At 59.4% G+C, this 25361-nt stretch carries 18 protein-coding genes; 6 read left to right on the top strand and 12 right to left on the bottom strand.

The genetic code is table 11. The features are described 5' to 3' along the window. Positions 1 to 140: 140 nt before the first annotated feature. Complete coding sequence (locus tag CBB62_13880) at positions 141 to 1067, bottom strand: glutaminase (protein ID OUT39460.1); 927 nt, start codon at positions 1065 to 1067, stop codon at positions 141 to 143. Between the two features lie 168 nt (positions 1068 to 1235). Between CBB62_13880 and CBB62_13875 the strand changes: the two genes are divergently transcribed. Further along, the gene (locus CBB62_13875) at positions 1236 to 2393 is read left to right on the top strand and encodes a carnitine dehydratase (GenBank protein ID OUT39459.1); all 1158 of its coding nucleotides are present in this window, start codon (positions 1236 to 1238) and stop codon (positions 2391 to 2393) included. A 5-nt stretch (positions 2394 to 2398) separates the two neighbouring features. Here the strand turns inward: CBB62_13875 and CBB62_13870 are convergent, their stop codons facing one another. Further along, positions 2399 to 3262 (bottom strand): formyltetrahydrofolate deformylase, encoded by an 864-nt coding sequence (locus CBB62_13870; GenBank protein ID OUT39458.1) that lies wholly within the window; start codon positions 3260 to 3262, stop codon positions 2399 to 2401. Positions 3263 to 3536: 274 nt separating this feature from the next. Between CBB62_13870 and CBB62_13865 the strand changes: the two genes are divergently transcribed. Beyond that, entirely contained in the window at positions 3537 to 4070 is a 534-nt protein-coding gene (locus CBB62_13865) for an inorganic pyrophosphatase (protein OUT39457.1), read from the top strand. Between the two features lie 39 nt (positions 4071 to 4109). On the opposite strand, the gene CBB62_13860 is transcribed toward CBB62_13865, so the two are convergent. Together CBB62_13860 and CBB62_13855 are read right to left on the bottom strand one after the other, a co-directional pair. Beyond that, positions 4110 to 4730 (bottom strand): hypothetical protein, encoded by a 621-nt coding sequence (locus tag CBB62_13860; GenBank protein ID OUT39831.1) that lies wholly within the window; start codon positions 4728 to 4730, stop codon positions 4110 to 4112. A 29-nt stretch (positions 4731 to 4759) separates the two neighbouring features. After that, positions 4760 to 6040 carry an S-adenosylmethionine--diacylglycerol 3-amino-3-carboxypropyl transferase gene (locus CBB62_13855; GenBank protein OUT39456.1) on the bottom strand — a complete coding sequence of 427 codons (1281 nt, stop codon included), beginning with the start codon at positions 6038 to 6040 and terminating at the stop codon, positions 4760 to 4762. 119 nt (positions 6041 to 6159) lie between these two features. Between CBB62_13855 and CBB62_13850 the strand changes: the two genes are divergently transcribed. Beyond that, positions 6160 to 6924 carry a hypothetical protein gene (locus CBB62_13850; protein OUT39455.1) on the top strand — a complete coding sequence of 255 codons (765 nt, stop codon included), beginning with the start codon at positions 6160 to 6162 and terminating at the stop codon, positions 6922 to 6924. Here the strand turns inward: CBB62_13850 and CBB62_13845 are convergent. The 4 genes from CBB62_13845 to CBB62_13830 form a co-directional block, all read right to left on the bottom strand. Next, positions 6887 to 9304, bottom strand: coding sequence for a transketolase (locus tag CBB62_13845; protein ID OUT39454.1), 2418 nt, complete (start codon positions 9302 to 9304; stop codon positions 6887 to 6889). The genes CBB62_13850 and CBB62_13845 overlap by 38 nt on opposite strands. Positions 9305 to 9385: 81 nt before the next feature. Continuing rightward, the gene (locus CBB62_13840; GenBank protein ID OUT39453.1) at positions 9386 to 12175 is read right to left on the bottom strand and encodes a hypothetical protein; all 2790 of its coding nucleotides are present in this window, start codon (positions 12173 to 12175) and stop codon (positions 9386 to 9388) included. A 170-nt stretch (positions 12176 to 12345) separates the two neighbouring features. Continuing rightward, positions 12346 to 14211 (bottom strand): asparagine synthase (glutamine-hydrolyzing), encoded by a 1866-nt coding sequence (locus tag CBB62_13835; protein OUT39452.1) that lies wholly within the window; start codon positions 14209 to 14211, stop codon positions 12346 to 12348. A gap of 8 nt (positions 14212 to 14219) precedes the next feature. After that, positions 14220 to 15173: a glycosyltransferase gene (locus CBB62_13830; GenBank protein ID OUT39830.1), complete on the bottom strand. Its 954-nt coding sequence runs from the start codon at positions 15171 to 15173 to the stop codon at positions 14220 to 14222. 150 nt (positions 15174 to 15323) lie between these two features. Here CBB62_13830 and CBB62_13825 point away from each other — a divergent pair, with 150 nt between their 5' ends. Continuing rightward, complete coding sequence (locus CBB62_13825) at positions 15324 to 16310, top strand: methyltransferase type 11 (GenBank protein ID OUT39451.1); 987 nt, start codon at positions 15324 to 15326, stop codon at positions 16308 to 16310. Between the two features lie 12 nt (positions 16311 to 16322). Then, complete coding sequence (locus CBB62_13820) at positions 16323 to 18098, top strand: hypothetical protein (protein ID OUT39450.1); 1776 nt, start codon at positions 16323 to 16325, stop codon at positions 18096 to 18098. Here CBB62_13820 and CBB62_13815 read toward each other — a convergent pair. From CBB62_13815 to CBB62_13800, 4 genes are all read right to left on the bottom strand, one after another. Beyond that, a complete protein-coding gene (locus tag CBB62_13815) occupies positions 18095 to 19336 on the bottom strand; it encodes a hypothetical protein (GenBank protein ID OUT39449.1) in 1242 nt (413 codons plus the stop codon). The two genes, CBB62_13820 and CBB62_13815, sit on opposite strands and share 4 nt — an antisense overlap. Before the next feature lie 7 nt (positions 19337 to 19343). After that, on the bottom strand, positions 19344 to 21605 hold the full coding sequence (locus CBB62_13810; GenBank protein OUT39448.1) for a hypothetical protein: 2262 nt from the start codon (positions 21603 to 21605) through the stop codon (positions 19344 to 19346). A gap of 27 nt (positions 21606 to 21632) precedes the next feature. Next, positions 21633 to 22340 (bottom strand): hypothetical protein, encoded by a 708-nt coding sequence (locus CBB62_13805; GenBank protein OUT39447.1) that lies wholly within the window; start codon positions 22338 to 22340, stop codon positions 21633 to 21635. A gap of 500 nt (positions 22341 to 22840) precedes the next feature. Continuing rightward, positions 22841 to 24283 carry an aldehyde dehydrogenase family protein gene (locus CBB62_13800; GenBank protein OUT39446.1) on the bottom strand — a complete coding sequence of 481 codons (1443 nt, stop codon included), beginning with the start codon at positions 24281 to 24283 and terminating at the stop codon, positions 22841 to 22843. Positions 24284 to 24454: 171 nt separating this feature from the next. Here CBB62_13800 and CBB62_13795 point away from each other — a divergent pair, with 171 nt between their 5' ends. Next, the gene (locus tag CBB62_13795; GenBank protein ID OUT39445.1) at positions 24455 to 25360 is read left to right on the top strand and encodes a hypothetical protein; all 906 of its coding nucleotides are present in this window, start codon (positions 24455 to 24457) and stop codon (positions 25358 to 25360) included. Position 25361 lies beyond the last annotated feature (1 nt).

Here is a 25361-nt window from a genome sequence, read left to right as displayed (position 1 = left end):
CGTTACGCCCCGAACTGTTGCTGCGGCGTGTCAAATTCGGGGGTTGTAGACAGGATACGGTCGAGCCTGTCTGACAAAGCCGCTCCGCAAGCTCGCAGGATCAGGCAATAAACCCCGTCGAGTCGCCTACCGAGCGGTCGCTAGAACACCGACAGATCGGTGAGTGTCGTGAACTGTTCGAGCGCTGCGGTACCGACATAGGAATTGCCCGAACGATCGAGTTCCGGCGCCCAGACGGCGAGGCTCATCCTGTCCGGCACCACGGCGACAATGCCGCCACCGACACCGCTTTTTGCCGGCAACCCGACGCGGTAGGCAAAACTGCCGACACTGTCATAGGTGCCGCAGGTCAGCATTACCGCATTGATCCGCCGCGCCTGCCGGGCGGGCATGATCGTCTCTCCCAACAGCGGCGAGAACCCGCGATTGGCGAGGGCCAGCGTGGCGGCGGCGAGGTCGGTACAGCTCATGCGGATCGCACACATCCGGCAATAGGCACGCAACACCGCATCCACATCGTGATCAATCACGTCATGGCTCTTCATGAAATGGGTCAGGGCCGCATTCACATGGGCGTGCTGCCATTCCGATTGCGCCACCTCTTCGTCGATCTCGATCGCCTGATTGCCACTCAACAGGCGCAGGTAATCGCGCATCATCATGTCCGGTGACGGCCCGGCACTCATCAGCAGATCGACCATGGCCAGCGCACCGGCATTGATGAACGGATTGCGCGGGAAGCCGCCCTCATGCTCAAGCAGGACCAGCGAGTTGAAGGGATCGCCCGATGGCTCCTTGCCCACCTTGGTCCAGACCATGTCACCGGCCCGGACGATGGCAAGCTGGAGCGCGAACAGCTTGGTGATGCTCTGGGCCGAAAACGGTTGTTCCGCCGCACCGATATGGAACGTCTCGCCCGCCACCGTATGCAGCGCCATGCCGAACTGGCGCGGCGGCACATCGGCGAGCGCCGGGATATAATCGGCAACCTTGCCGCGCCCATAGAGCGGCATAATCGCCTCCGCGATCTGTTCGAGAACGCGCTGGTAGTCAATCTGGCGGGTCATAACGGGATGGCCTTTGTTCCGGCTCTTGATCTGATTGGATACAGTCTGCTTGGGTTCCTCACCACCACGCTTAACCGCCTGCACCCCTCACGGGCAAGGACAAGAAAGTGATGTGCGTTACAGCCCTGCTATGCCTATAAGCATATCAATGACAAAAACCCCTAGGAAATGGAGCCTGACATGAGCGGCGGCGCGCTGACTGGTTTGAGAGTGATTGACTGTACCCGTGTACTCGGCGGGCCGTTCTGTACCCAATGGCTCGGCGACCACGGGGCAGAAGTCATCAAGATCGAACCACCGACCGGCGACGAGACCCGCGGCTGGGGCCCGCCATTCGAGGAAGGCTCCGCCGCCTATTTCCGCGGCGTCAACCGCTCGAAAAAAGGCATCACCCTCGACCTGTCATCTGCAGAGGGCCAGGACGCCCTGCTCAGCCTGCTGGAAACCGCCGATATCATGGTGGAGAATTTCAAGACCGGCACGCTGGAGAAATGGGGCATCGGCCATGATGTGCTCTCAGCCAAATTCCCGCAGTTGATCCATTGCCGGATTTCCGGCTTCGGGGCCGATGGCCCCTATGGCGGCCTGCCCGGCTATGACGCCATCGTACAGGCGCAAGCCGGGCTGATGAGCGTCAACGGCACGCCGGAGAGCGGCCCCTTGCGCCTCGGTATCCCGATTGTCGATATCGCCACCGGCATCTCCGCCGCCTTCGGCATCATGTCGGCGGTGTATGAGCGTACGAAATCCGGCAAGGGCCAGTTTGTCGAGGCCAGCCTCTATGACGTTGCCTGCTCCCTGCTCCACCCCCATGCGGCGAATTACTTCATGGGCGGCAAGGAGCCGTCACTGACCGGTAATGCCCATCCGAATATCGTGCCCTATGACATGTTCGAGGCCGGTGACAAACAGGTCTTTATCGGCACCGGCAACGACCGGCAGTTCCAGCGCCTGTGCAAGACCATTGGTGCCGCCGAACTGGCCGAGGACCCGCGCTTTGCCACCAATGCCACGCGCAAGGAGAACACCGATGCGCTCCGCACCCTGCTGGAAGAACAGCTGAAACAGTTCCGGGCGGAAGATATCTGCGAGAAACTGATGGCCGCAGGCGTCCCCGCCGGCCCGGTCAACGGCATCGCCGCCGTGTTCGACAACGAACACACCAAACACCGTGAAATGCTGGTCGAATTCGACAACTACCGCGGCACCGGAAACCCGGTAAAACTCAGCCGCACCCCGGCCCAAATCAACCGCAAACCACCGAAGTTTGGGGAGCATAACGATGAGATTTTGGGCAAGCCTGCACTAGCCGAGCAAACTGACTAGGCCGCTCAATCAAACACCACCGTATTGCTGCCATTGAGCATGACGCGGCCTTCGAGGTGGAGTTTTACGGCGCGGCTTAGGACGAGGGCTTCGATGTCGCGACCCTGGGCGACGAAGTCTTCGGCGGTGCCACTGTGGTCGACGCGTACGGTTTCCTGTTCGATGATCGGGCCTTCATCGAGGTCGGGCGTGACGTAATGCGCGGTCGCGCCGATCAACTTGACCCCACGAGCATGGGCCTGATGGTACGGCTTGGCACCCTTGAAGCTCGGCAGGAACGAGTGGTGAATATTAATGATCTTGCCGAACAGGCGATTTGACAGGTCATTCGACAGGATCTGCATATAGCGCGCTAGGATCACGAGATCGGCCCCGGTCTCCCGTACGAGGTCAAGCAACCTTGCCTCCTGATCCGCCTTGTTATCCTTGGTCACCGCCCAGTGGTGGAACGGCACTTCCTCATAGGCGGCGATACGGGCGGCGTCATCGTGGTTGGAGACGATGGCCGCGACCTCGGCATTCAGCCAGCCGACCCGGATCTGGTAGAGCAGATGCAGCATGGCATGGTCGAATTTCGAGACCATGATGATGACCTTCGGCTTGACCGAGCGGTCGAGCAGCCGGGTCTTCATGCCGAACCGGTCGATGATTGGCTGCAGCGCGCGCTCCACCCCAGTCCGGTCGAGGCCATCAGGCACGGTAAAGCCGATGCGCATGAAGAACCGGTTCGAGCCACGGTCCCAGAACTGGGCACTCTCGGTGATGTTACAGCCATGGGCGGCGAGTTCGGTGGTCAGGGCGGCAACGATACCGACCTGATCGTCACAGGACAGGCTGAGGACATATTCCTGGGTAGTGGTCACGGTCATTATGATCTGGCAAGCAAACAGGCGGGATGAAACAGGAGCAGGCCGGACGGCCCGCTGCCGACCCCACGGTTATGAAGCGCCGATGCCCGGACTGCAAGCATGATGCAGACCGGATATGTGCAGGCTGCGGCATCAAGGCCGCAATAAGGACTGGATAGCCACGCAAGTTTGTGTATGCTGCGCTGCATCATAACCCCCGCGCGCCCGGTCACCAGTCTTCACCCGCACCGGACTGCTGCTTTCAACACACCTGTACGATACGGAAACCGGCTTTATGCATCTTGATCGGCTCCCTCCCGGCGACAACCCGCCCGATAACGTCAATGTCATGATTGAAGTGCCCGTCCGCTCTGACCCCATCAAATACGAGATGGACAAGGACAGTGGCGCACTCTTCGTTGACCGTATCCTCGGCACCGCCATGCACTATCCGGTGAATTACGGCTTTATCCCGAATACGCTCAGCGGTGACGGCGATCCGGTCGATGTTATGGTGTTGTGCGATATTCCGATCCAGAGCGGTGCCCTGATCAAGGTACGCCCGATCGGCGTCATGATGATGACCGATGATGGTGGTGAGGACGAGAAAATCCTCGCCGTACCGGTGCGCAAGATCAGCTCGCTTTACGAGCAATTCCAGACCCATGAGGATGTGCCAGAATCCCTGCGCAAGACCATTGAGCACTTCTTCAGCCACTACAAAGACCTGGAAGAAGGCAAATGGGCCAAGGTCGATGGCTGGGGCGGACCGGAAGAGGCCAGAGGCTTCATCCTGCGCGGCATCGAACGGGTTGTGGGCAAGAAATAAGCCCGCGTCCTGATACGCCAACAGGGTATCAGGCAAGTATCAGCCGACGCTGATCATCCAGCAATAATCGCGATAGAGCGACCGGTGTTCCACCGGCGCTTTGTCGTGTCTGGCGGCGATCTCGCTGATCCGGTCAGCGAGTGCCGGTTGGGCCTTTACATGGAACAGGCCGAGCCAGCGGAACAGCACGCCCCGTGCCAGTGGCGGCATGGCGGCAAGCTGACCGAAATCAAGCACCCGCAAGCGGCCATCGGGCGACAGCACGCGCAGTGCCTGATCCACCGCCTCCTGCCATGGCGGGATCATCGACAAGCTGTAGGAAAAGAAAATCCGCTGGAAATCCGGCACGCCGCACAGTGCCTGCGGATCAAAATTCGTCGCATCGCCCTGCCTCAAGGTGATGCGATCACCCAGCCCGGCACGGTCGATATTGCTCTGCGCGCTCTCGAGCATCTCGGTGGAAATATCAAGGCCATAGAAATGCGCCTCGGGATAGCGTTTCGCCGCCTTTATCAGGTTACGCCCGGTGCCGCAGCCGACCTCGAGCACCCGCTGACCGGCAGCAGGTGCCAGCTCGGCAATCAGCCGGTCACGACCGAACAGAAAGTATTTGCGCGTCGCATCATAGATATATCGCTGGCGGCGATATATCCGGTTCATCAGCTCCGCATGGCTGCTGGCGGTGCTGCTCACGCGTTCAACTCATAAAGATGGAAGCCGCCATAGATTGCCGAGCGGTCACGGGCCGTCATCTCGCGTGAGCGGGCCTCGTGATAGGTCCAGCGCGCCAGTATCTCCGGGCTGACCCGACCGGGCAACAGGCTCGGCTCATCGGCAGTACGGAAAATGACTTTCGAGCCGGGCTTGGCGGTTCTGGTGATCTCGGCCCAGAGCTCATTAAGCTGCTGGTCGGTCATCCAGTCCTGGGCATCGAGCAGGACATAGGCATCCATGCTGCCCTCCGGCTCATCGGCGAGGCGCTGGGTAACCGATCGGTTGACCACGGTTACCCGGTCCGCACGGTTGCGCAGATCGGCGAAGTTGTGGCTCTGCAGATAGAGCGGCAGCGGACCGCCATCACCGGATGGATAGCGGCGACCGAATGCCTGCTGGGCAAAATAGTTCTCGGCGATCGGGAAGTCACAGACCAGCTTCTCCAGCCGCTGTTTCAGCACCACCGACATATCGCCGCCGCCAGCCGAGGCGAGGCTGTCATATTGCGCGGGCGGGATGCCAAGGCCGAACAGCGATGCCTTCATCGAGGTCAGGCTGCGCACCAGCTTGTGCTCAAACAGTGGGGCAAGATAGGTATCGAAATAAGTGCGCTGCTCGGCAGTATCGCGCATTTCAAGCAGCGGCTCGAGCCGCACGCCCAGCAGGCGCGCGCCGAAATGGCTGATGGCGATAAAGCGGCCCAGCAGGCCGTAGCGATAGATGTTGCGCTTGAACAGCTCGACCCGGCGGCGCATCAGCCAGTCGCGGCTGTCCCAATAGCCACGGGTATCCTCGGCCAGATGCGCGCGCAAATAACGGCGATAGAGCGCGGGATTATCCTTATCCACCGCCGCACCAAAGAAGCGGAAGAAGCACTGATAATTCGGCATATGGCGCAACCCGGCCAGCTTGAGCCGGATCAGGTGCACATGATGGTGGTTGAGATCGACCGCGATCACCTCTGCCGGGTCCGCAGTCAGATAGGACAGCACATTACAGCCGCCGGAACCGATGGCGATCATCCGGCTGCCGGGCTTCAGCTCCAGTACCGCGAGGTCAACATCCGGGTCTTCCCATATCTGCGGATAGACAAGTCCCTTGAAGGCAGCCGTGAACATCCGCTCGAGCAAACCGGCGCGGGTCCAGGGCTTGTACTGATGCACGGCCTTACGCAGACGTTGTTCCGTTGCTTCGGCGGTGGTATCAGCGGGGGCATCTGAAGAAAAAGAACTCGTGGGCTTCGGCGTGTTGCTCATGCCAGTATTCCATAATGATGGGCGTGCCGGGGCACTGCCAGCCGTGCTCCTAGATACGGCAAAACCGGGTATAAGCCAAGCGGCAGCAGCAAGCCAGAGAAGAGTAAAGCAGCAATCCCATGCGTCTCACGGTCCTGATCCTTTCGATCCTACCCCTTGTTGTCGGCCTGATCGGTCTGCTGATCGGCCCGGCGAGCCGTTTCGGCCTGATCGAACCGCGCACCGGGATCAGCCTGCTCGCGATCCTCGCCGTACCGGTCGCGCTTGCCACCCTCGGCGGGCTGGTCGCCATCGGCATTGCCACATGGCGAATGCCACAGATGCTGGGGTTGGCGATCCTCGGCACCCTGCCCGCCCTTGCCCTGACGGCTGCCTTGCTGATGATGAAACAGGCGGTGGACAGCAACCCGTTCATTCATGACATCACCACCGACGTCGAGAACCCGCCGCAGATCATCGCGGGCGCAGACAAGGTGCGGGACAATCCACCGGCATATGATCCTGATGCACCGGTTCCGGGTGCTGCCGAGGGTCAGACGCTGGCCGAGGTTCAACGCGCTGCCTTTCCCGATATTCAGCCGATAACCCTGCCAGTGGCACCGGCAGAAGCAGAAAAACTGACGCGTGATGTCATGTCGGCAATGGGTCTTGCCATTACCGATGAGCGCCGGGTCAATGACGCCATGGTGATCGAGGCAATCGACCGCTCACTCTGGTTCGGTTTCACCGATGACGTGGTTGTACGCCTTCAGGCTCTGTCAGAAACAGAGACCCGCATCGACATACGCTCGAAATCCCGGATCGGGGCCTCTGACCTCGGGGTCAATGGCAAACGGGTGCGGGAACTCAGCCAGCGGCTGAAGGCACAACATCAAGGTTCCTGATCGGTCGTCCCGGTGCCAGCGACTGCACCGCCGACATGATCCCGCGCGCATCGATACCAAAATGGCGGTAGAGATCGGCAATGGTGCCGGTCTGGCCGAAATGCTCAACACCGAGCGACCGTGACCGGTGGCCATAGACCGATCCGAGCCAGCCGAGCGTCGCCGGGTGACCATCCAGAACCGTGACCATGGCAGCATGGTTCGGCACCTGATCGAGCAGACGCTCAACATGGCTGATCGCATGAATCAGGCCGCGCTCACGGGCACGCTGGGCCGCAGTCCAGCCGGCATAGAGGCGATCTGCCGAGGTAATCGCCAACAGGCCAATATCGCGCCGGTCCTCGGCCATCAGCCCCACCGCCTCGATCGCTTCCGGTGCCAGCGCGCCGGTATAGGCAATCACCGCCTGCGCATTCGGCCCCGGTTTGCGCATCCAGTAGGCACCGGCGATGATGTCATGCTCCAGCTCTGCCGTCATGGCCCGCTGCGGTTGCTCCAGTGGCCGGGTGGACAGGCGCAGATAGATTGATCCACCGGTCTGGTCGCGCAGCCATGTGCGCTCATCGGGATCACCCTCGCCATCCCGCTGCATATACTCGAAGCCGAAGCGCATGATCACCGCCAACTCGTCGAGATAGGCCGGCTCGAAGGCGGCGAGGCCATCTTGTGCCATACCAACCAGCGGCGTGCCGATGGACTGATGCGCCCCACCCTCCGGTGCCAGCGTCACGCCCGACGGCGTCGCCACCAGCATGAAGCGGGCATCCTGATAACAGGCATAATTCAGCTGATCAGCACCGCGATAGATGAAGGGATCATAGACCGTACCGACCGGCAGTAGACGCTGGCCGTGGATGCTGTGTGACAGCCCGAGCGCCGAAAGCATCAGGAACAGATTGGATTCCGCAATCCCCAGCTCGAGGTGCTGGCCCTTGGGCGAGAACGACCATTTATAGGTTGAGGGAATACGCTCGGCCTTGAAGGTGTCGTTCAATTCCTCAACCGCGAACAGCCCGCGGCGGTTGACCCAGTTGCCGAGATTGGTCGAGACCGTAACATCCGGCGATGTGGTCACGACACGGGCGGCGAACTCACTGTCCTCGCGGCCCAGATCATTGAGTATCTGGCCGAAACCGGCCTGTGTCGAGACCGGCTTTTCCTTCGGATCGGGATAGCTCAAACTGGCGGGAATACTGATTTCAGGTGCCGTATAACGCCGGGTCCCCTTGGCGAAGAACGGCGCGCTGGCGACAAAATCACCGAGCGCATCGGCACGCTCATCCATTCCGGCCCATTTGTCCCATTCCCGGCCTTCGGGTACCTGCATGGCATGTCGGAAGGCTGCCATCTGGTCCGGGGTCATCAGCCCGGCATGGTTATCCTTGTGCCCGGCGAGCGGCAGGCCAAAGCCCTTGATCGTATAGCACAGGAACAGGGTCGGTCGGTCGTGACGGCCAGCATCTTCGAATGCCTCAAGCAGCGATGGCATGTCATGGCCACCGAGATTGCCCATCAGGGCTGCCAGTTCATCATCACTGCGCTTGTCAATCAGTGCCGAAACCGCCCCCTGATCGCCGAGATCGTTCATCAGGCGCTGGCGCCATGCCTTGCCACCCTGAAAGGTCAGGGCGGAATAAAGCTGGTTCGGGCAATCCTCGATCCATTGTTTCAGGCGATCACCGCCCGGCTCGGCAAAGGCCGCCTGCTGGTTCTTGCCATGGCGCAGGATGATAACGTCCCAGCCGAAGTTGCGGAACATGGTCGCCAGCTTCTCCCACAAGCCCTCACGGACCACGCCGTCGAGGGATTGCCGGTTGTAATCAACCACCCACCAGCAGTTGCGCAGATCATGTTTCCAGCCCTCGAGCAGGGCCTCATAGATATTGCCCTCATCCATCTCGGCATCACCGATCAGGGCAACCATACGGCCCATCTCATCCGGGTTGATCCAGTCATGGGCAGCGACATAATCCTGAACCAGCGAGGAAAACAGCGTCTGTGCCACGCCGAGGCCGACCGAACCGGTGGAGAAGTCCACATCATCCACGTCCTTGGTCCGTGACGGGTAGCTCTGCGCACCCTTGTATTTGCGGAAATCCTGCAGCTTCTCGCGTGTCTGGTTGCCTGCGAGATACTGGATGGCGTGAAAGATCGGCGAGGCATGGGGTTTGACCGCGACCCGGTCCTGCGGGCGAAGCACATCGAAATACAGCGCGGTCATGATGGTGGCGAGCGAGGCGGACGACGCCTGATGCCCACCAACCTTCACGTCCATATCGGATTTTTCGCGCAGGTAATTGGCGTTGTGAATAGTCCATGATGCAAGCCACAGGGCCCGACGCTCCAGGTCAGACAGAAAATCCAGACGATGACGGCTCATGATACCTCCGAAGAACAAGGCAGGCAGTATGCCCGGTTTCAGAAGGCTTGTCGCGACAAGACAGCGGTACGCTCAGGCCGGTCATGCCTGATGCGCCAGCACGGTTTTGAACAGCTTGCGCTGCTCGACCAGCTCATCAAGCAGTTCGGCATCGTTGCGCCCGCTCAACTCGATCTCGAGACAGGTTTTCGACAGACCGGAAAACCCGAAATTGGCAGCCGACCCGGCGAGTTTGTGCGCATGGCTTTTGACGTCTTCGGTGACGCCGTGGGTTACCAGATCAGCCTCAAGCTGATTGAGGTCATGCTCGACCAGTTCCATGCTCTCACGAAACTTCTCCCTCCCCAGCACATCGAGCGCCTGCCCGAACAGATCCTTGTCAAAGGCCGATGGCGGCGCATCAATCGCCATCACCGGATCACTACCGGTCTCCATAACCGGCTGATGACTGTCGATCAGGCTGGCGATGGTGTTGAGCACACCGGCAGCGCGGAACGGCTTGGGGATGATCGCATCAAATCCGGCTTCCTGATAGACGGTCTGCTGTTCCTCAAGCGCGTTTGCCGTGATGGCGACAATCGGCATCTGCTTGTGCAGATCATTGCGGATGGCCGCCAGTGCCTTCATGCCATCCATGACCGGCATCCGGATATCGAGCAGCACGATGTCGAAACCCTGTTGTCTGACCGAATCCACCGCCTCGGCACCGTTCTGCACGGTTTTCACCCGATGCCCGTGATTGCTCAGGATCATTTTCAGGATTTCGCGGTTTTCCTCGACATCATCGGCAATCAGCACCCGCTGTTCCGGCATGGCTCTGGCCTTGGTTGCCGGTTGCTCAAGAGTTGAGTTTTCAGCCTCAACCAGCGGGATCAGCACGGTAAACACGCTGCCGATACCGACCGAACTCCGGCAGGTGATCGTCCCTCCGTGCAGGTCGACCAGCGACCGGCAGATATAGAGGCCGAGGCCGGATCCATAGGCATCGGGCGTATGGGCATCGACCTGCATGAACCGTTCAAAAATCGCCTGCAATTCAGTTGCCGGTATGCCCTTGCCGGTATCACGCACGACAATCCGCAACAGTCGTTCGCCATTCCCATTCGGTTCGACATATGGCTGGGCCGTAACCGTAACGCTGCCATATTTGGTGAATTTCAGTGCATTGCCTACCAGATTGAACACAATCTGGCGGATCACCTTCGGATCGGCCTGAATTGACTGCGGCACGGTTTCATCAACGCTGCAGATCAGGGCAATACCCTTCTGGGATGCCAGAGGGCGGAAGCTCTCCACCAGATCCTCAAGGAACGGCTTGATCAGCAGCGGCACGGTATGCAGCTTGAACTCACCGCTCTCCAGCTGCGAGACGCTGATTACGTCATTGACCAGTGACAGCAGGTTTTCCCCAGCCCGGTCGATCGCCTCGGCATAGCTGCGGATGCCGGGATCATCGGTGGCGTTGAGGATCATGTCGTTCATGTTGCTGATGATATTCAGCGGGGTGCGGATATCGTGACTGACAGTCGCCAGGAACATGGTCTTGGCCGTATTGGCGGTGTCGGCCATATCCTTGGCCTTGCTGAGCGCGAGCTGCGCCTCATGCTTCTCGGTCACGTCCTGAACGATGCCGAACAGCTCGGTCACCTCATTGGCCTTGCCATTCCTGATATTCGGTTCGGCCTCGACCATTACGAAACGAACCTCTCCGCCCGGCGCCACCACCCGGAACAGCTTGCTTTCCGGCTGCTTCGTTGTGGAAACACGGCTCAGCATGGCGCGCAGCTGATCCTGATCCTCCACATGGATACGGGTAATCATTTCACCGAAATTGCTGATGAACTGACCGTGTTCCTTCACAAAGTTATCGGTATCAAAACCGAAGGTGATGATCACACCGGGCGACCAGATCACCTTGTCACTGCCAACCTTCCAGCGCCAATGAGTCAGCCTCGCAGCATTCTGCGCACGCTCGAAATGATCATTCGACAGATTGAGTGCCCGGTTCTCATCCGAGAGCCGGTCAACCGACTGGGCCCGACGGAAATTGAACAATCCGGTCATCAGAGCCAGTGCCGAGACCAGCATTACCACCGCCATGGCGACCAGCATGGCTATCCGCTGACTGTCCCACCAGAAACCAAGGGTATCGGACGAGGCATGACTTACCACCGTCAAATCATTGGCCCCAACGGTCAGATCACGAGCTTCAAACGGCTCACCTGCGCCGAGACTGCCGGCAACCAGATTGTCCCGATTGACCAGCAGGCCGATACTGCAGGTCTGACAGATATCCAACTCGTTGATATAGCTCTCGAAAAAGCTCGGCTCGAAGGCAGCGGCAACAACGCCAATCAGATTGCCTTCCTCATCAAAGGCGGGAAATGAAATCGGGAAATACCGGACACCGGTGAACCTGCCCGGTAGCAGGTCACCGACATAGAGGTCGGAAATGCCCTGCTGACGATGGATGAAGTAATATTCCCGGTCTGACACGTTCAGATCGGGGGCCGGAAAACGATCGGAATAAACGCGCATCCGACCATCACTACCGGCAATCCAGATACTGCGAATGGCAGGTCTTTCCTGCATTTGTTCACGGAATTTTTCCCACGCAGGGCGGCCTTCGGCCACTTGCTCAATGCCGTATTTCTCAATCTCGTCGGCAGTCAGTTCAAGCAACTGCCGGGCAGCATCGAAATTTGCCATCACATGCTGCTCAAGCAGACTGGCCGCTGTGCTCAATCTGGCCTTATTGGCCTCGGCATAGCTCTTGTAGTCCTGAACAAAGACATAGGATGAGACAACCGCCAGCAGCACAACGACAACAAAGCTGAGCACAAGCCCCAATATGCCGATTTTCTTGTTCATAAACGGTCCGGTTTACAAGGCTGCACTGCCGGTGACGATCACCCGGTCAAGAGGCGTCATGATAGGTAAGGCGCTCGCGGAATAACATTTTTTTCGTTTAAAAAACGCGGCGTATTTTAGCAAAATTTCACCTACCGGGTCCGAGCGATATTGTCCGAAAGGCCGGTTTTTCAAGCCTTGGCATAGACCCGTTTGAGGATATACAGGGCATAGAGACGCTTGCGATGATCGGCCCGCCCCTTAAGGTGCTGGTCCCAGAGCGTCATGACATAGTCATGGTTCAGCCAGCCATCGAGCACATGGTCGCGCTGGTTCAGCACATCACCGATGGCTGTACGCAACGGTCCACGGAGCAGGTCGGACAGAGGCGGGGCAAACCCGTGTTTCGGACGCCGGATAATCTCTTTCGGCAGCATGCCCTCAGCCAGAGAGCGCAACAGTCGCTTGCCCTTGCCGCCAGCATATTTATAGGCCGAAGGCAGCGCCAGCGCCGCCTCGGCCAGCTTGCGATCCAGAAACGGGGCCCTCAACTCCAGCGAATTATACATTGAGGCGCGGTCGGTCTTGGTCAGGATATGCCCGGTCATGTAATGCTCGAGAAACTGCCGGGAGACATCGTCGATCAGATCAACACCATCAGCGGCATCGAGCGTACGGGTGTGCAGGGCGTCGGCATCGGGGATCAGTCTGGCCAGCATTTCCGGCGGGAATGGTGACATGAAGTGATGCCACTGATCGCCCTCGGGCTGGCCGAAACCCTGGCTCATCTGCTGCAGGACAAAGCCCGGCCCCATATAGCCGCCCGATGGCGGTGCCAGGGACAAGAGCCGCCGCAAGGCCCGCCCGGCACAGGACGGCACAGCCCCGATCATCCCGGCATATTTCAGCAGCCGCATGGGCGCATAGCCGGCAAACAGCTCATCCGCCCCGTCACCGCCGATTGCCACCGTCACATGCTGGCGTGCCGCCTCACAGACCAGATAGGTCGGGATCAGCGAGGCATCGGCCATCGGCTCGTCGAGCATACCCGTTGCCTTGAGGAATACCCGCTCAACATCCTCATCGCTGAGGTCGATGACTTTGTGATCCAGCCCCAGATGCTCCGCCACCCGGACCGTATAGGGGGTTTCGTCATAACTGCCCGACGGCATGCGGATGGTATAGGCGGTAATGTCCGGCTTGTGCCGTTTGGCGTAAGCGGCAATCAGGCTGGAATCCAGCCCGCCGGACAGGAACAGTCCGAGCGGCACATCGGCAACCAGCCGTTCGGCGACCGAGCGTTCCAGCGACTGCCCGATTGCGGCGACCGCTTCCTCATAGGGTGGAACATCATCACTTGCGACCGGATACCGGCTCGGATGCCAGTAGCATTCCTGCGCGTCCAGATCATCGAGCCCCTCTTCCGCATCCCAGCGCAGCATATGGCCGGGTGCCAGCCTGCGGATACCGAGCCAGCCGGTCTCAATCCCCGGCACATATTCAAAATGCAGGAAGTCATGCAGACCGGCAATGTCCGGGCCAACCGCATCCAGCGCCGGATGCTCGAGCAGCGCCTTGATCTCCGAGGCAAAGATCAGCTGCCCCTGCCGCTCGGCGTAGTAGAGCGGCTTTTCGCCGAACCGGTCACGGACCAGCGTAATGCTGCCATCCTCGCCATCCCGGAAAGCAAAGGCGAACATACCGTCGAGGCGGTCGAGCGCGGCATCGAGGCCCCAATGACGGATGGCCTGAAACAGCACCTCGGTATCGGAAGCATCGGCGAGGTGTATGCCCTCGGCCTGCAACTGCCGGGCGACATTCTGGTAATCATAAATCTCGCCGTTGAAGATCAGGCAATCACCGCTCGCCTCATCATGGCGTGGCTGGTAGCCGCCTTCCGGCGCAATGATCGCCAGTCGCAGCCAGCCGAAGGCCATATGCGGTTCAACCCGTTCGCCGCGCATATCCGGCCCGCGATAGGCGATGCTGTCGAGCATCCGGGACAGGATGCCCGCCGCATCATCATATCGTCCGGTAAAGCCGGCAATGCCACACATGATCCAGCCTATACCCCGGCATCATCGGGCAGATTACGGGTCTCGCGGATGGCGTAAACGGTGCGGTTCTGGGACTCGAAATAGACCCGCGACATCATCTCGGCGAGCAGGCCGAGCAGGATGCACATAACGCCGAGCACGGTCAGCAGCACCATCAGCAGCGGCAAGGGCGTCTGCACGAAGCTGGTACCCATGAATTTCAGATAGATGGCCCACAACCCGACCAAACCGGTCAGGAAGAACGACAGCAGGCCAAGCTTGCCGAAGAACTGCAATGGCCGATCAAGCGCCCGGTCGAGGAAGTATAGCAGGATGGCGTCGAGCAAGACGCGCGGCACCCGGTCGATACCGTATTTTGATTGCCCGGTAGTACGCGCCCGGTGATTGACCGGCAGTTCGGTCACCCGCGCGCCGTTCCAATGGGCATGAACCGGGATGAAACGGTGCATCTCCCCATAGAGCGAGACCCGCTGCATGACGCTGCGGCGATAGGCCTTGAGCGTACAGCCATAGTCATTCAGCTGTACGCGTGTGATCCATGAGATCAGGCGGTTGGCGATACGGGACGGGATCTTGCGGCTGATGGTACGATCCTGACGATCCTTTCGCCAGCCGGAGACCACATCAAAGCCCTTGTCCAGCTCATCGACCAGCCGCGGAATATCCGCCGGATCGTTCTGGCCATCGCCATCCATCGGCACCAGCACCTCACCGCTGGCATGGCGAAAACCGGCCATGAGCGCTGCTGTCTGACCGAAATTGCGGCGGAAATGCACGACTTTGACCAGCGGATCACTGGCCGCGAGTTCATCAAGCAGATCAGCGGAGCCGTCGCTGCTGCCGTCATTCACGAAGATGATCTCATAGGCATCATCGCGCCCGACAAAAGCCTGTCTGGTTTCATCATAGAGGTCGCGTATGGCGCCAACTTCGTTATAGATAGGCACAATAATGGAGATCATGGCGGTATCGACGGTCAAACCTGATGGCAAACTTGGTGGGCAAATTCGATAGGCAAAATTCAAAGGAACAGCTTGAATTTCACACGAGCATGGCCCTTCATGCACGCCTTGGATCACAACAGCAACTATTGAAACGCGGAAAGTGAAAAGATGCTGACCTCCGCAGCACAATCGAGCCCGGACAATCAGGCCGCTTCCCCGCTTGACCGGGTACTGCCGCTGCTGCGCTGCCCGGCAACCGGCAGTGCGCTCACCCATCAGGGCGACAGGCTGGTCAGTGCGGATGAGCCCGACACGAGCTATCCGGTCCAGCCGAACGGCGTGCCGCTGTTTGCCGCCATCCCGAAGACCGAGGACAGCATCCGGCAACAAGCCCATTACGACCGGGTTGCCGCCGCCTATATTGCCAACCTGAATTACCCGCACACCATCGTCTATCAGCAGTCGCTCGATGACGCTGTGACCGAGGCGGTCGCCGACCAGCCGCTTGGCACCACACTTGAGGTCTGCTGCGGTCGCGGCGAGGCTTTCGCCCTGTTCGCCGATCAGATCGAGACCGGGATCGGTGTCGATATTTCCGCCCAGATGCTGGCCAGTGCCCGCGAGCATCATGATCCTGCCCGCTTTACCTTCCTGCAGGGCGATGCCACCAACCTGCCCGTCGCAGACAGCTCAATCGACACGGTGTTCATGCTGGGCGGCGTTCATCATGTGAATGACCGCCAGACCCTGTTCAATGAAATCGCCCGGGTGCTGAAGCCCGGCGGTCGGTTCATCTGTCGCGAGCCGCTCGATGATTTCTGGCTCTGGCGCGGTATCCGCAAGATCATCTATCGCCTGTCCCCGGCCCTCGATGACCAGACCGAGCGCCCGCTGGTGCATGAAGAAACCGTACCGCCGCTGGAACAGGCCGGCCTCACCGTCACCCATTGGAAGACCTATGGCTTCTTTGGCTTCTGCATCTTCATGAACAGCGACGTGCTGGTGTTTAACCGGCTGTTCCGCTTCATTCCCGGCATTCGCGCCATCACCCGTGCGGCGGTCAAGCTCGATGACTTAACGATCCGGGCACCGGGCATGTCGCGGGCCGGGCTGCAGCTGGTCGCGGTTGCCACCAAGCCGGTCGACAAAAAGTAACAGCTTCTCCCCGTGCGCAATTCCATCAGCAAACAACTCGGCCTGTGGCTGCCGCTCCTGCCCCTGCTCATGCTCTGGGGCTGGCACCTCATGGTGTCGTCGGATGCGCGACCTGACGTGCTCTATGCCGATGACTGGGCGGTGTTCCGCATCCCCGGCTATTCCCGCACCTTCCGGCTCGAGAATGTCTTCGGCACCCAGAATGACACCATCGCCGCCTATCAGAACCTCGTGCAGTATCTGGCCCTGCGACTGTTCGACCTGAAATTCACCACCTATATCGCCCTGCAGAACTGCTTCCTGCTCGCCTTCCTGCTGGCGGCATGGCGGGTCCTGCTCAAGGCATCGGGCAAGGCGACGTGGTGGATGTCCGGGCTGATCGTGCTGCTGCTGCTGCCATCGCTTACCGGCACCGTGCATTTCTCGGCACAGGCCATGAGCTTCGTACACCAGATGGCGATTGTGTATCTGACGCTGGCGCTCCTCTGCCTGTCGAGCGACCGGTTGGGCAAGGCGCGGCAACCGCTGGTCGGGCTGTTCCTGTTCCTGAGCGCCGTTTCCTACCTCTCCGGCGTTATGTATCTGCTGGCCGTCACCGGTACACTACTGGCCTTGATCATCCTGCGGGCCGAGCGCACCGCCCTGCCGCGCATCACCACAATCGGTGCCTGCTGGCTGCTGCTGGCAGCGGTTGCCGCAGCCTCGATCATGTTCAGCGACCGCGCATTCCAACTGGTCGAGGCCGGAACCAATCATAAGGACAACCCGCTGCTGCTGCCCAATAATGCACGGTTCTGGACCTATTACCTCATCACCATCGCCCGCGGTGTCGGGTTGAAAGCCGAACCACTGTATGGCGCTGTCGCCATGGTGCTGTTACTGGCCCCGTTACCGCTGTTGGGGTTACGCGAGTGGCCCCTGCCCGCAGCCAATGCCCGATCACTGTTCTGCCTTGCAACGCCAGTGCTTGGCGCACTGGCTGCACTGGCGATGATCACCAGCGGTCGCGCGTTGCTGGCCGGAACCGTGATGCCAAGCGTGATCAATTACGCGGCGACCCATCCCTATTACTATCTGCATGTGACCTTTGCCCTGCCCTTTGCCGCCATCGCCTGGGTATGGCTGCTCAGCGGCTATCGCCTCGCACCGGTTGGAGCCGTGGCCGTGACGGCGATAACCCTTGCCGGGTTTGTGTTCGGTCTGGAGCAACCGCTGGCGGGCCGGTTCGACTATCCCGCCATCTATCAGCGCGATACCGCCAATCTGCGGGACGGGCGCATCTGCCTCGAAAACAAGGTCCGGCTGGTCCATGACACGGATGAGCGAGTACCGGTCTTCTGCCGCATGCTGTTCCCACGGGATTTGCGCGTGCTGATCGAGCGGGCAGAGGCGGCTCGGGTCTCCGCCATCCTCAGCGTCGAGCCATCACCGTTCCCGGTCGGCGAGACGCTGGAGAAGCAGAATGCCCCCAATACGACAGAAACCGTCGGCATCATCGGACAGGATGAGCGCCATGAGGGCTATCGCCAGCTGCACGGTATCATGAACCCGGCCCCGGCAGGCAATGACATGGTCTGGCTGATCGCGACACGCGGTTCGGAAATCATCGCATCGGCTCGGCAGGGCGGCGTTGGCCTCACGCAACCGAACGGCTTTGAACTGCTGTTCACCGATGAAGGTGATGCGGATGAGGACGTGACCGTGTGGGCAATCTGGCTCAACAGCACCGGCGGTCTCGACCGGATCGGGTATATCGAGCCGTTTTCTGAACCGGCTCTGGAGCCCTAGGCTGCCTTCCGCGCCTTGACGGCCAACAGGCTGATGTAATCATCGGCCATTTGCGCCACGGTTTTGCGTGGCTTAATACCCTTGTGCAGCTTACCCCACAGGGGGGCATTGCCACCGCAATCGGCAAGCGTATCAGCCCAGGCGGAAAGATCGCCGACCGGCACATGGCGGCCATCCTTACCGTCACGCACCGCCTCTGCCATGCCACCGATATTACTACACAGTACCGGACGGCCGGCGGCAAAGGCCTCCTGAATCACCAGCGGCGCATTCTCCCACCATAGGGAGGGCACCAACACCCATGCAGCCCGATCCATGGCCCGCGACACATCCAGTTGCTCATAGCGCCCGTGCAAACGGATGGCACCCTTGCTCTCCCGTGCCAGCGCCTTGATCTCTTCCTGCACTGTATCCGGCTGGTACAGGGCATCACCCCAGATATCGAGCTCCAGCGGCAGGCCGCTCCTTTCACAAGCCATATTGAAGGCCCGCATGGCCAGCAACGTACCCTTGCTCGGTCGCAGATTGCCAATCAGGGCAAAGCGATGCGGGTCTGGTTGCGATGACACATCCGGCACGGTCACCGGCCAGCCATGGTTGATCAGTGTTATCTGCTGCTTTGGCACCCCCCAGTTGATGAACTGCTCCATCAGGAAGCGGCTCGGCGCGACGATCCGGTCCACCATAGTCAGATGCTGGAGAACATTGAGACGCTTGGCCTGTGCCTGTGCCACCGGCAGTGCCGGAATGCAGCGACAGATATCGCCGCGCATATGGGCACAGGGACGCCCCTTTTCATCCTGCAGCAAACCGTCATTGGCACAAATGAAGTAATAATCATGCAGGGTCAGGATAATTTTGACGTCAGGCAGCTTGCGGCGCAGGAAGCCGAGCAGCTCAACACCCCAATGATTGAGATGATGGATGTGAATATGGGTCGGGCGCAGCTCATCCAAAAGCCATGAGACATCGAACAGGAACGGCTCCAGTGAATCACGGGTCTGCATTATCGGATCAAAATTGCCATGCCGGAACAGATAGACATCATCATATCCCGGCAGTGCCGATACCGTTGTCCCGGCCAGCCCGGCAGAGAGACCGGGGTCCTGTGCCGCCAGCAACCATGACGCCTCGACATCATCGCGAGCACCATAGGCAGCATGGAGCGCCTCGGCGATATACTCGGTTCCGCCGGGATGGTTGCTGGAGTGGTTATGGACAATGGTCAGGATGCGCATCGGTCAATCACTTCCTGCCCGAACCGGCATCAGGTTTATCGAACAGCGGCTCTATACCAGCCTCCCCGAACCACCGGGTCTGGTGCAGCCACTGGTTATATTCCTCCGCCAGCGTGAAATTATGCAGATCGTGCTGGCCGATCGACTGCCGCTCGAAATGATACAGCACGGCCTTGGGTTCATAGGCGAGGTCATACCCGGCCTGACGCAGCCGGAGGCACAGATCGGTATCCTCGAAATCCCCCACCACATAATCGGTCGAGATACCGCCAACCGCCTCATAGGCCCGCCGGTCGAGCAACAGACAGGCACCGGTCAGGGCATCCGCTTTGCCAGCCTTGTTGGCGGCCGGATAATCACGGGCATAGCCCTTGTACAGGGTGCGGTTATAAAGCCGTCCGCGGTGATCGCGGAAGAAGCCCAGCCTGGCATGTTGCAGTGTCCCGTTGGCGAACAGCAGTTTCGGCCCCACCGCAGCGACCTTGCGGGATTTTAGTTTTTTCAGCAGCAGCGCCAGCCAGCCATGCTGTTCCGGCATCACGTCCGAGTTCAGGTGCAGGATCGTTGGTGCCTTTGAATGATCGACACCGGTAGTGATGGCAGGCGCATAGCCGTAATTATCGTCATGACAGACGAACCGGGCGTTGAGACCATAGATGGCGGTCAGAATTTCCAGTGTGGCAAAGACATGATCCTGACTGTCGGGATCATCGCCAACAAAGACGATCTCGTCATTGGCCAGATCGGGATCAATGGCCAGTGCCGTTGCCAGCGGCTTCAGGAATGACAGGTTCTTGTAGAGCGGGACAATGATCGAACAGCGTGGTTTTTCAGGCATCTGCCCGAACTCATGCACGGCGCGCACCCGGACATTGTCAACAACGCCTCGATGTGCCGAGCGGATGGCCGGGGCAAGACTGGTCGCGATCAGATCATGACTGATCTGCTGTGTTTTTTTCGGCAGGGCCAGTATCAGATCGCGTGCCTTGCGGTCATTGGCAACATGGCTGGAAACCTTGATTGCAACCTCGCCGCCACCGTGGATACGGAGCAGGAACTGCTCGTTCATAAAGGGCAGGCAGGTCGGCGGGGTTTTGAAACAGATCACAAATCCGTCGCGGTCCGAGAATTTCGTGTCATCTGAACCCTTCGCCCCGTGATGCGCCAATGGCTGTCGTTTGCTCCACAGCGATTGCGGTTTGCCAAAAGCATCAATCCACGACAAGTCCTCGATGCTGTCGCCATGATCATGGCACCAGCCGAACAGGATCATGGCACCATCGGCGAGGCGTACCAGCCGCGAGATAAGAAAAGCACCATCGACAAGATTGACCAGCGTGTTGTTGATGATCTCACGCTGTTGCCGCAGGCCGCTCAGAACAGCGCCGAGACCGGATATGCCCTCGACATGATCAACCAGGTGATGGCCAAGGAAGCGGACAAGCGCCGTTTTCTCCCCTTGGGCTGCAGCAACGATTTCAGGCAGGTCAGCAAGTGGCCGCACCGGTGCCCGCCCCACCGTCATGGTAATCGCCCCATGGGATGACCAGAACAGTATATTGCTGCGGCCAAGCATCTCCATGGGGACATCGAGAACGATCAGGGCATCCCGTCCGTTATTCAGCAAAAGCGGTTTCCGGGTGATGCGCTGATAGCCATCCGCGCCATTGGTTATCTGCCCGGCATCGATGACCGGCAACGCTGCCTGCCCCTTCAGGCGACAGAGCACAGCGCCATCCCCGAGCGGCATGATCCAGTCAACCGCCACCGATTGGCGCACACAGCGCTGGCCCAGCGCCTGCGCGAATTCGGCCACCGGGGCGGAATTGCTGCCTTTAAGATAAAGGCACAGGCCATCAATGATCTTGCGGGTCAGCCGGAGCGGGTCGGTAGAAGCAGCGACAAACTGCCAGATATCGTCAGGGCTTGCCGTCTGACACACCGCATCGACCCCGAGTACGCCATCAAAAATCACACCGCTTGTCGCATGGTTGACGACCAGCGCATCACCATCCGCGCAGTCGGCACGAAACAGGAAAAGCGCCGCATGCCGCCGGTCGCGTGTGGTGAGACGCAACAGGCTGACCGGCTGTTCGAGACGGGTTTTATTGACCGTGATGGTGATCTGCCCCACCGGCAATGGATCATCGGTCGGCACCAGCAGAATGCGAAAATCGCCGAGCTGGAATAAACCGGCCCGGCGATCGCTATTGGTCATGTCTGTTTCTGAACGCACCGTTTCAGAGAGAAACGCCAGGCCATTACCCATCGGGATGATATCCTGGCGTTACGGCAATCAGACGATCTGGATGATGGTGCTGATATCGGCGATCACGTCATCGGCCTCAAGACCGGTGAAGGTGATCTGGTTGCCGGCACCGAGGTCGAGAACCGCATTGCCGTCACCATCCGCACTCACACGGGACGCGAGATCGGCAGCAGAAGAAACCGTCAGGCCGTTGACATTGGCAGAAATCTGCAGAACGTCCGTGCCGGTTTCAAAGCCGACAATCACATCGGAACCGCCGTTATTGGTGACGATATAGGTGTCAGCACCCTTGTTACCGAACAGGGCATCATTACCGAGACCGCCAACCAGCGTATCCTCATCCTGACCGCCATAGAGGAAGTCATCCCCCTGACCGCCATAGAGCGCGTCATTCTGCTGGTTACCGTAGAGAACGTCGGTACCGGTATTGCCGTAGAGCGCATCCTGATCACGGTTGCCGAACAGAGCATCATTCTCGGCACCGCCGAAGACGGTGTCATCGCCCTGACCGCCATAGAACAGATCATCACCGGCGTCAGAGCCCATGGAGTCTGCACCCTGGTTGCCATAGATGACATCTTCACCATCACCGCCATACATTAAGTCGTCGCCATCACCGCCACGAACGTAATCATCACCGACACCGCCGGTAACGTTATCATTGCCCGAACCTGCCAGAATACTGTCGGACCCATCACCGCCGGTAATATTAGCACTACCGGAACCGGTCGCCACGACAGTCTTGCCACTACTGCCGGAAAGCACAATATTGTACGTCTCGCCACTGTTGGTGCCAAATGTTACCGTCGGGGTGGTGTCAGTAACCGTTGTGGTAGTACCAGAGGTTACGGTCACTTTTGTGAATGATGAGTCAGAAACTCCAATCGAATCCAGAAAACTACTGATTACGTTACCTTCTTCGCCAGTAATCGTGGAGCCACTTGCTGTTGGATCAAAAAGACCACCCGAAACCGTCGCCATAATATATATTACCCTTACCCTGAACAGCGCTGCGCATATCGCGCCCGCGATATGCCATTAAATTTCAATGTTTTTGCAGCGCCTAACGATGATGGATGCATCATCCCCCAAAAAACACGATTCGTTTCTATCAAAACCAGCAAAATCGTACAACAAAAAAGCGGCTTAACAGCATTGTTTATACGCCCGCCGCTGGAGAAACAGACAAGCCGTCCAACCAGAAAAAACACATAACATGCTATGCAAACAGCAGCTTATGAGGGTGTCGATACGGCCTTGATCTCGAGGAAATCCTCAAGCCCGTAGACACCGCCCTCACGACCGACGCCGGACATTTTATAGCCACCGAACGGGCTGCCATAGCCGGTGTCACTGCCATTGATATGGACCATACCGGCCCGCAGGCGTCGTGCCACCCGCTGCGCCTTCTCCGGATCACCGCACTGGATATAGGCTGCGAGACCATAGGGCGTGTCATTGGCGATGCGAACCGCATCTTCCTCATCATCGAACGGGATCATGGCCAGCACCGGGCCGAACACTTCCTCGCGCGCAATCCGCATATCGTTGCTGACATTGCTGAAGATAGTCGGCTTGACGAAATAACCCTTGTCGAAGCCATCGGGCCTGCCGGGGCCGCCCGCCAGCAAGGTCGCGCCATCCTCCTCGACCGCTGCCTTGATCAGGGTCTGGACCCGGTCGAATTGCAGGGCGCTGACCAACGGCCCGATATGACGCCCCTCCTCCGCCGGATTACCGACAGTGGTTGCGGCTGCCGTTTCCCTGGCGATCTCCACCGCACGGTCATAGACCGAGCGTTCGACCAGCATCCGGGTCGGCGCATTGCAGGACTGGCCGGTATTCTGGAAGCAATGGCGCACGCCACGGGTCACCGCCTTGTCCAGATCGCTGTCGGCAAAGACGATATTCGGCGACTTGCCGCCCAGCTCGAGGGTTACCCGCTTAACCGTCTCCGCGGCATCCCGGCTGACCGCCGTACCGGCACGGGTCGAGCCGGTGAACGACATCATGGCAATATCCGCGTGCTTCGACATGGCTGAGCCGACCACCGGCCCCTCACCATGGACGAGGTTGAAGACACCGGGCGGCACCCCGGCCTCATGCAGCACCTCGGCATAAAGAATGGCGTTGAGCGGGGTAACCTCGCTCGGTTTCAGCACCACGGTACAGCCCGCCGCAATCGCCGGGAGTACCTTGAGCGCGATCTGGTTGATCGGCCAGTTCCATGGCGTGATCAGTCCGCAGACGCCGATCGGCTCATGCAGGATCAGGTCACCGGCAGCAGACGTGCTCTCAAAGTCAAAAGTCTTCAGTGTCTCGATAAACGCCTTGAGATGACCGATGCCGACAGCCGCCTGCGCATTGGTCGACAGGGTGATCGGCGCGCCCAGTTCTGATGTGATCGTCGCGGCAAAATCATCGTAACGCGCCTCATAGGCCGCCAGAATACGCTCCAGCAACTCAACGCGCTCTTCCCGCGAGGTGGTGGAAAATGTCTCGAAGGCAGCCTTGGCGGCAGCAACGGCGCGGTCCACATCCTCAGCGGAACCGAGGGCGATGGTGGCGACCACTTCCTCGGTCGCCGGATTGATCACGTCAGCGGTCCCGTTACCGGCAGGGGCAACCCATTCACCGTTGATATAGAATTCCTGCAGATGCCCGACCGTGGTGCCCATTGCTGTCTGTCCTCGCCTGATATTCATTGATTTCTGTTGCGCCGCATTCGGCCTATCACCGCCATAGCACAAGCCCGCGATGATGACACGGCCTGAATGGCGAACCTTTCTGTAGTCCACTGCGTTATATGGGTATTATCAGTTCACAATTCCATTTCAGACCTCACCCGAATGACCAGACTTGCCGCCTTGATCAACACCGCATCCGGTTCCGCCCCTGCCGATGCGGCAGACCAGCTGATTGCCGCCATTGAAGAGGCGGGCATTGCTGATACTGCCCTGTCGCCCGAGCATGTGTTTACTGTGCCCGATCTGCCGATTGAGGATGCACTCGAACAGCTCGCCGCCACGGATGCCGAGATCGTTATCATCTGGAGCGGAGACGGCACGCTTGCTGCCTGCTTTGATTATGAAGACCTTCAGGGCAAAACCTTTCTGCCCCTGCCCGGCGGCACCATGAATATGCTGCACCGGCAGGTGCACAACCGGAATGCGGATGATCCGGCCCCGCACTGGCGGGAATGCCTCAAAACCTGCCTTGCCGATCGCCATGAAATAACCATTCCCGGTGGTCATATCGCCGGGCGCGGTTTCTACGTTGCGGCCGGGATCGGCAAGCTGGTCAATCTCGCCAAATCACGGGAAGCAATTCGCGACGGCGAGCTGGCAACAGCGGTCAGCGAGTTGATCAACTCCGATGCCTTCGACATGAACGCTTCCTTTGCCTATGAGATCGAACCGCTGGCGTCGGGCGATCCGCCGATCACCGGCCATGCCCACGCCATCGGTGCCCTGCATGTGGATGATGAACCGGGCGTGTTTGAGTTCGGCATCTATGAACAGGGATCGACACTGGACCTTCTCGATCTCGGCATTAAACTGTTAACCGGCAAATGGCGGGAAGCTGAAGGCATCACGGTCGCTAGGGGACGGGTGATGAACATCACACCGGATGAGGATGATACCGTGCCGTTCATGTGTGATGGCGAGCTGAGCGATCCCCATGGCGATGTCTTCACCATTGCCGCCATCGACCACCCGGTAAGAGTACTGACTGCGCGCCCGAAAACAGACTGAC

The sequence above is a fragment of the Micavibrio sp. TMED2 genome (assembly GCA_002168225.1).
In the GTDB taxonomy this organism is placed as follows: Bacteria; Pseudomonadota; Alphaproteobacteria; order TMED2; family TMED2; genus TMED2.
The sequence above is the reverse complement of the archived record's forward strand: the minus strand, read 5'-3'. Positions and strand labels throughout refer to the sequence as shown.

Excerpts from the sequence above, each read along its gene's own strand:
- CBB62_13880 (OUT39460.1), bottom strand. The coding sequence starts at position 1,067 with ATGACCCGCCAGATTGACTACCAGCGCGTTCTCGAACAGATCGCGGAG.
- CBB62_13875 (OUT39459.1), top strand. The coding sequence starts at position 1,236 with ATGGAGCCTGACATGAGCGGCGGCGCGCTGACTGGTTTGAGAGTGATT.
- CBB62_13870 (OUT39458.1), bottom strand. The coding sequence starts at position 3,262 with ATGACCGTGACCACTACCCAGGAATATGTCCTCAGCCTGTCCTGTGAC.
- CBB62_13865 (OUT39457.1), top strand. The coding sequence starts at position 3,537 with ATGCATCTTGATCGGCTCCCTCCCGGCGACAACCCGCCCGATAACGTC.
- CBB62_13860 (OUT39831.1), bottom strand. The coding sequence starts at position 4,730 with ATGAACCGGATATATCGCCGCCAGCGATATATCTATGATGCGACGCGC.
- CBB62_13855 (OUT39456.1), bottom strand. The coding sequence starts at position 6,040 with ATGAGCAACACGCCGAAGCCCACGAGTTCTTTTTCTTCAGATGCCCCC.
- CBB62_13850 (OUT39455.1), top strand. The coding sequence starts at position 6,160 with ATGCGTCTCACGGTCCTGATCCTTTCGATCCTACCCCTTGTTGTCGGC.
- CBB62_13845 (OUT39454.1), bottom strand. The coding sequence starts at position 9,304 with ATGAGCCGTCATCGTCTGGATTTTCTGTCTGACCTGGAGCGTCGGGCC.
- CBB62_13840 (OUT39453.1), bottom strand. The coding sequence starts at position 12,175 with ATGAACAAGAAAATCGGCATATTGGGGCTTGTGCTCAGCTTTGTTGTC.
- CBB62_13835 (OUT39452.1), bottom strand. The coding sequence starts at position 14,211 with ATGTGTGGCATTGCCGGCTTTACCGGACGATATGATGATGCGGCGGGC.
- CBB62_13830 (OUT39830.1), bottom strand. The coding sequence starts at position 15,173 with ATGATCTCCATTATTGTGCCTATCTATAACGAAGTTGGCGCCATACGC.
- CBB62_13825 (OUT39451.1), top strand. The coding sequence starts at position 15,324 with ATGCTGACCTCCGCAGCACAATCGAGCCCGGACAATCAGGCCGCTTCC.
- CBB62_13815 (OUT39449.1), bottom strand. The coding sequence starts at position 19,336 with ATGCGCATCCTGACCATTGTCCATAACCACTCCAGCAACCATCCCGGC.
- CBB62_13810 (OUT39448.1), bottom strand. The coding sequence starts at position 21,605 with ATGGGTAATGGCCTGGCGTTTCTCTCTGAAACGGTGCGTTCAGAAACA.
- CBB62_13800 (OUT39446.1), bottom strand. The coding sequence starts at position 24,283 with ATGGGCACCACGGTCGGGCATCTGCAGGAATTCTATATCAACGGTGAA.
- CBB62_13795 (OUT39445.1), top strand. The coding sequence starts at position 24,455 with ATGACCAGACTTGCCGCCTTGATCAACACCGCATCCGGTTCCGCCCCT.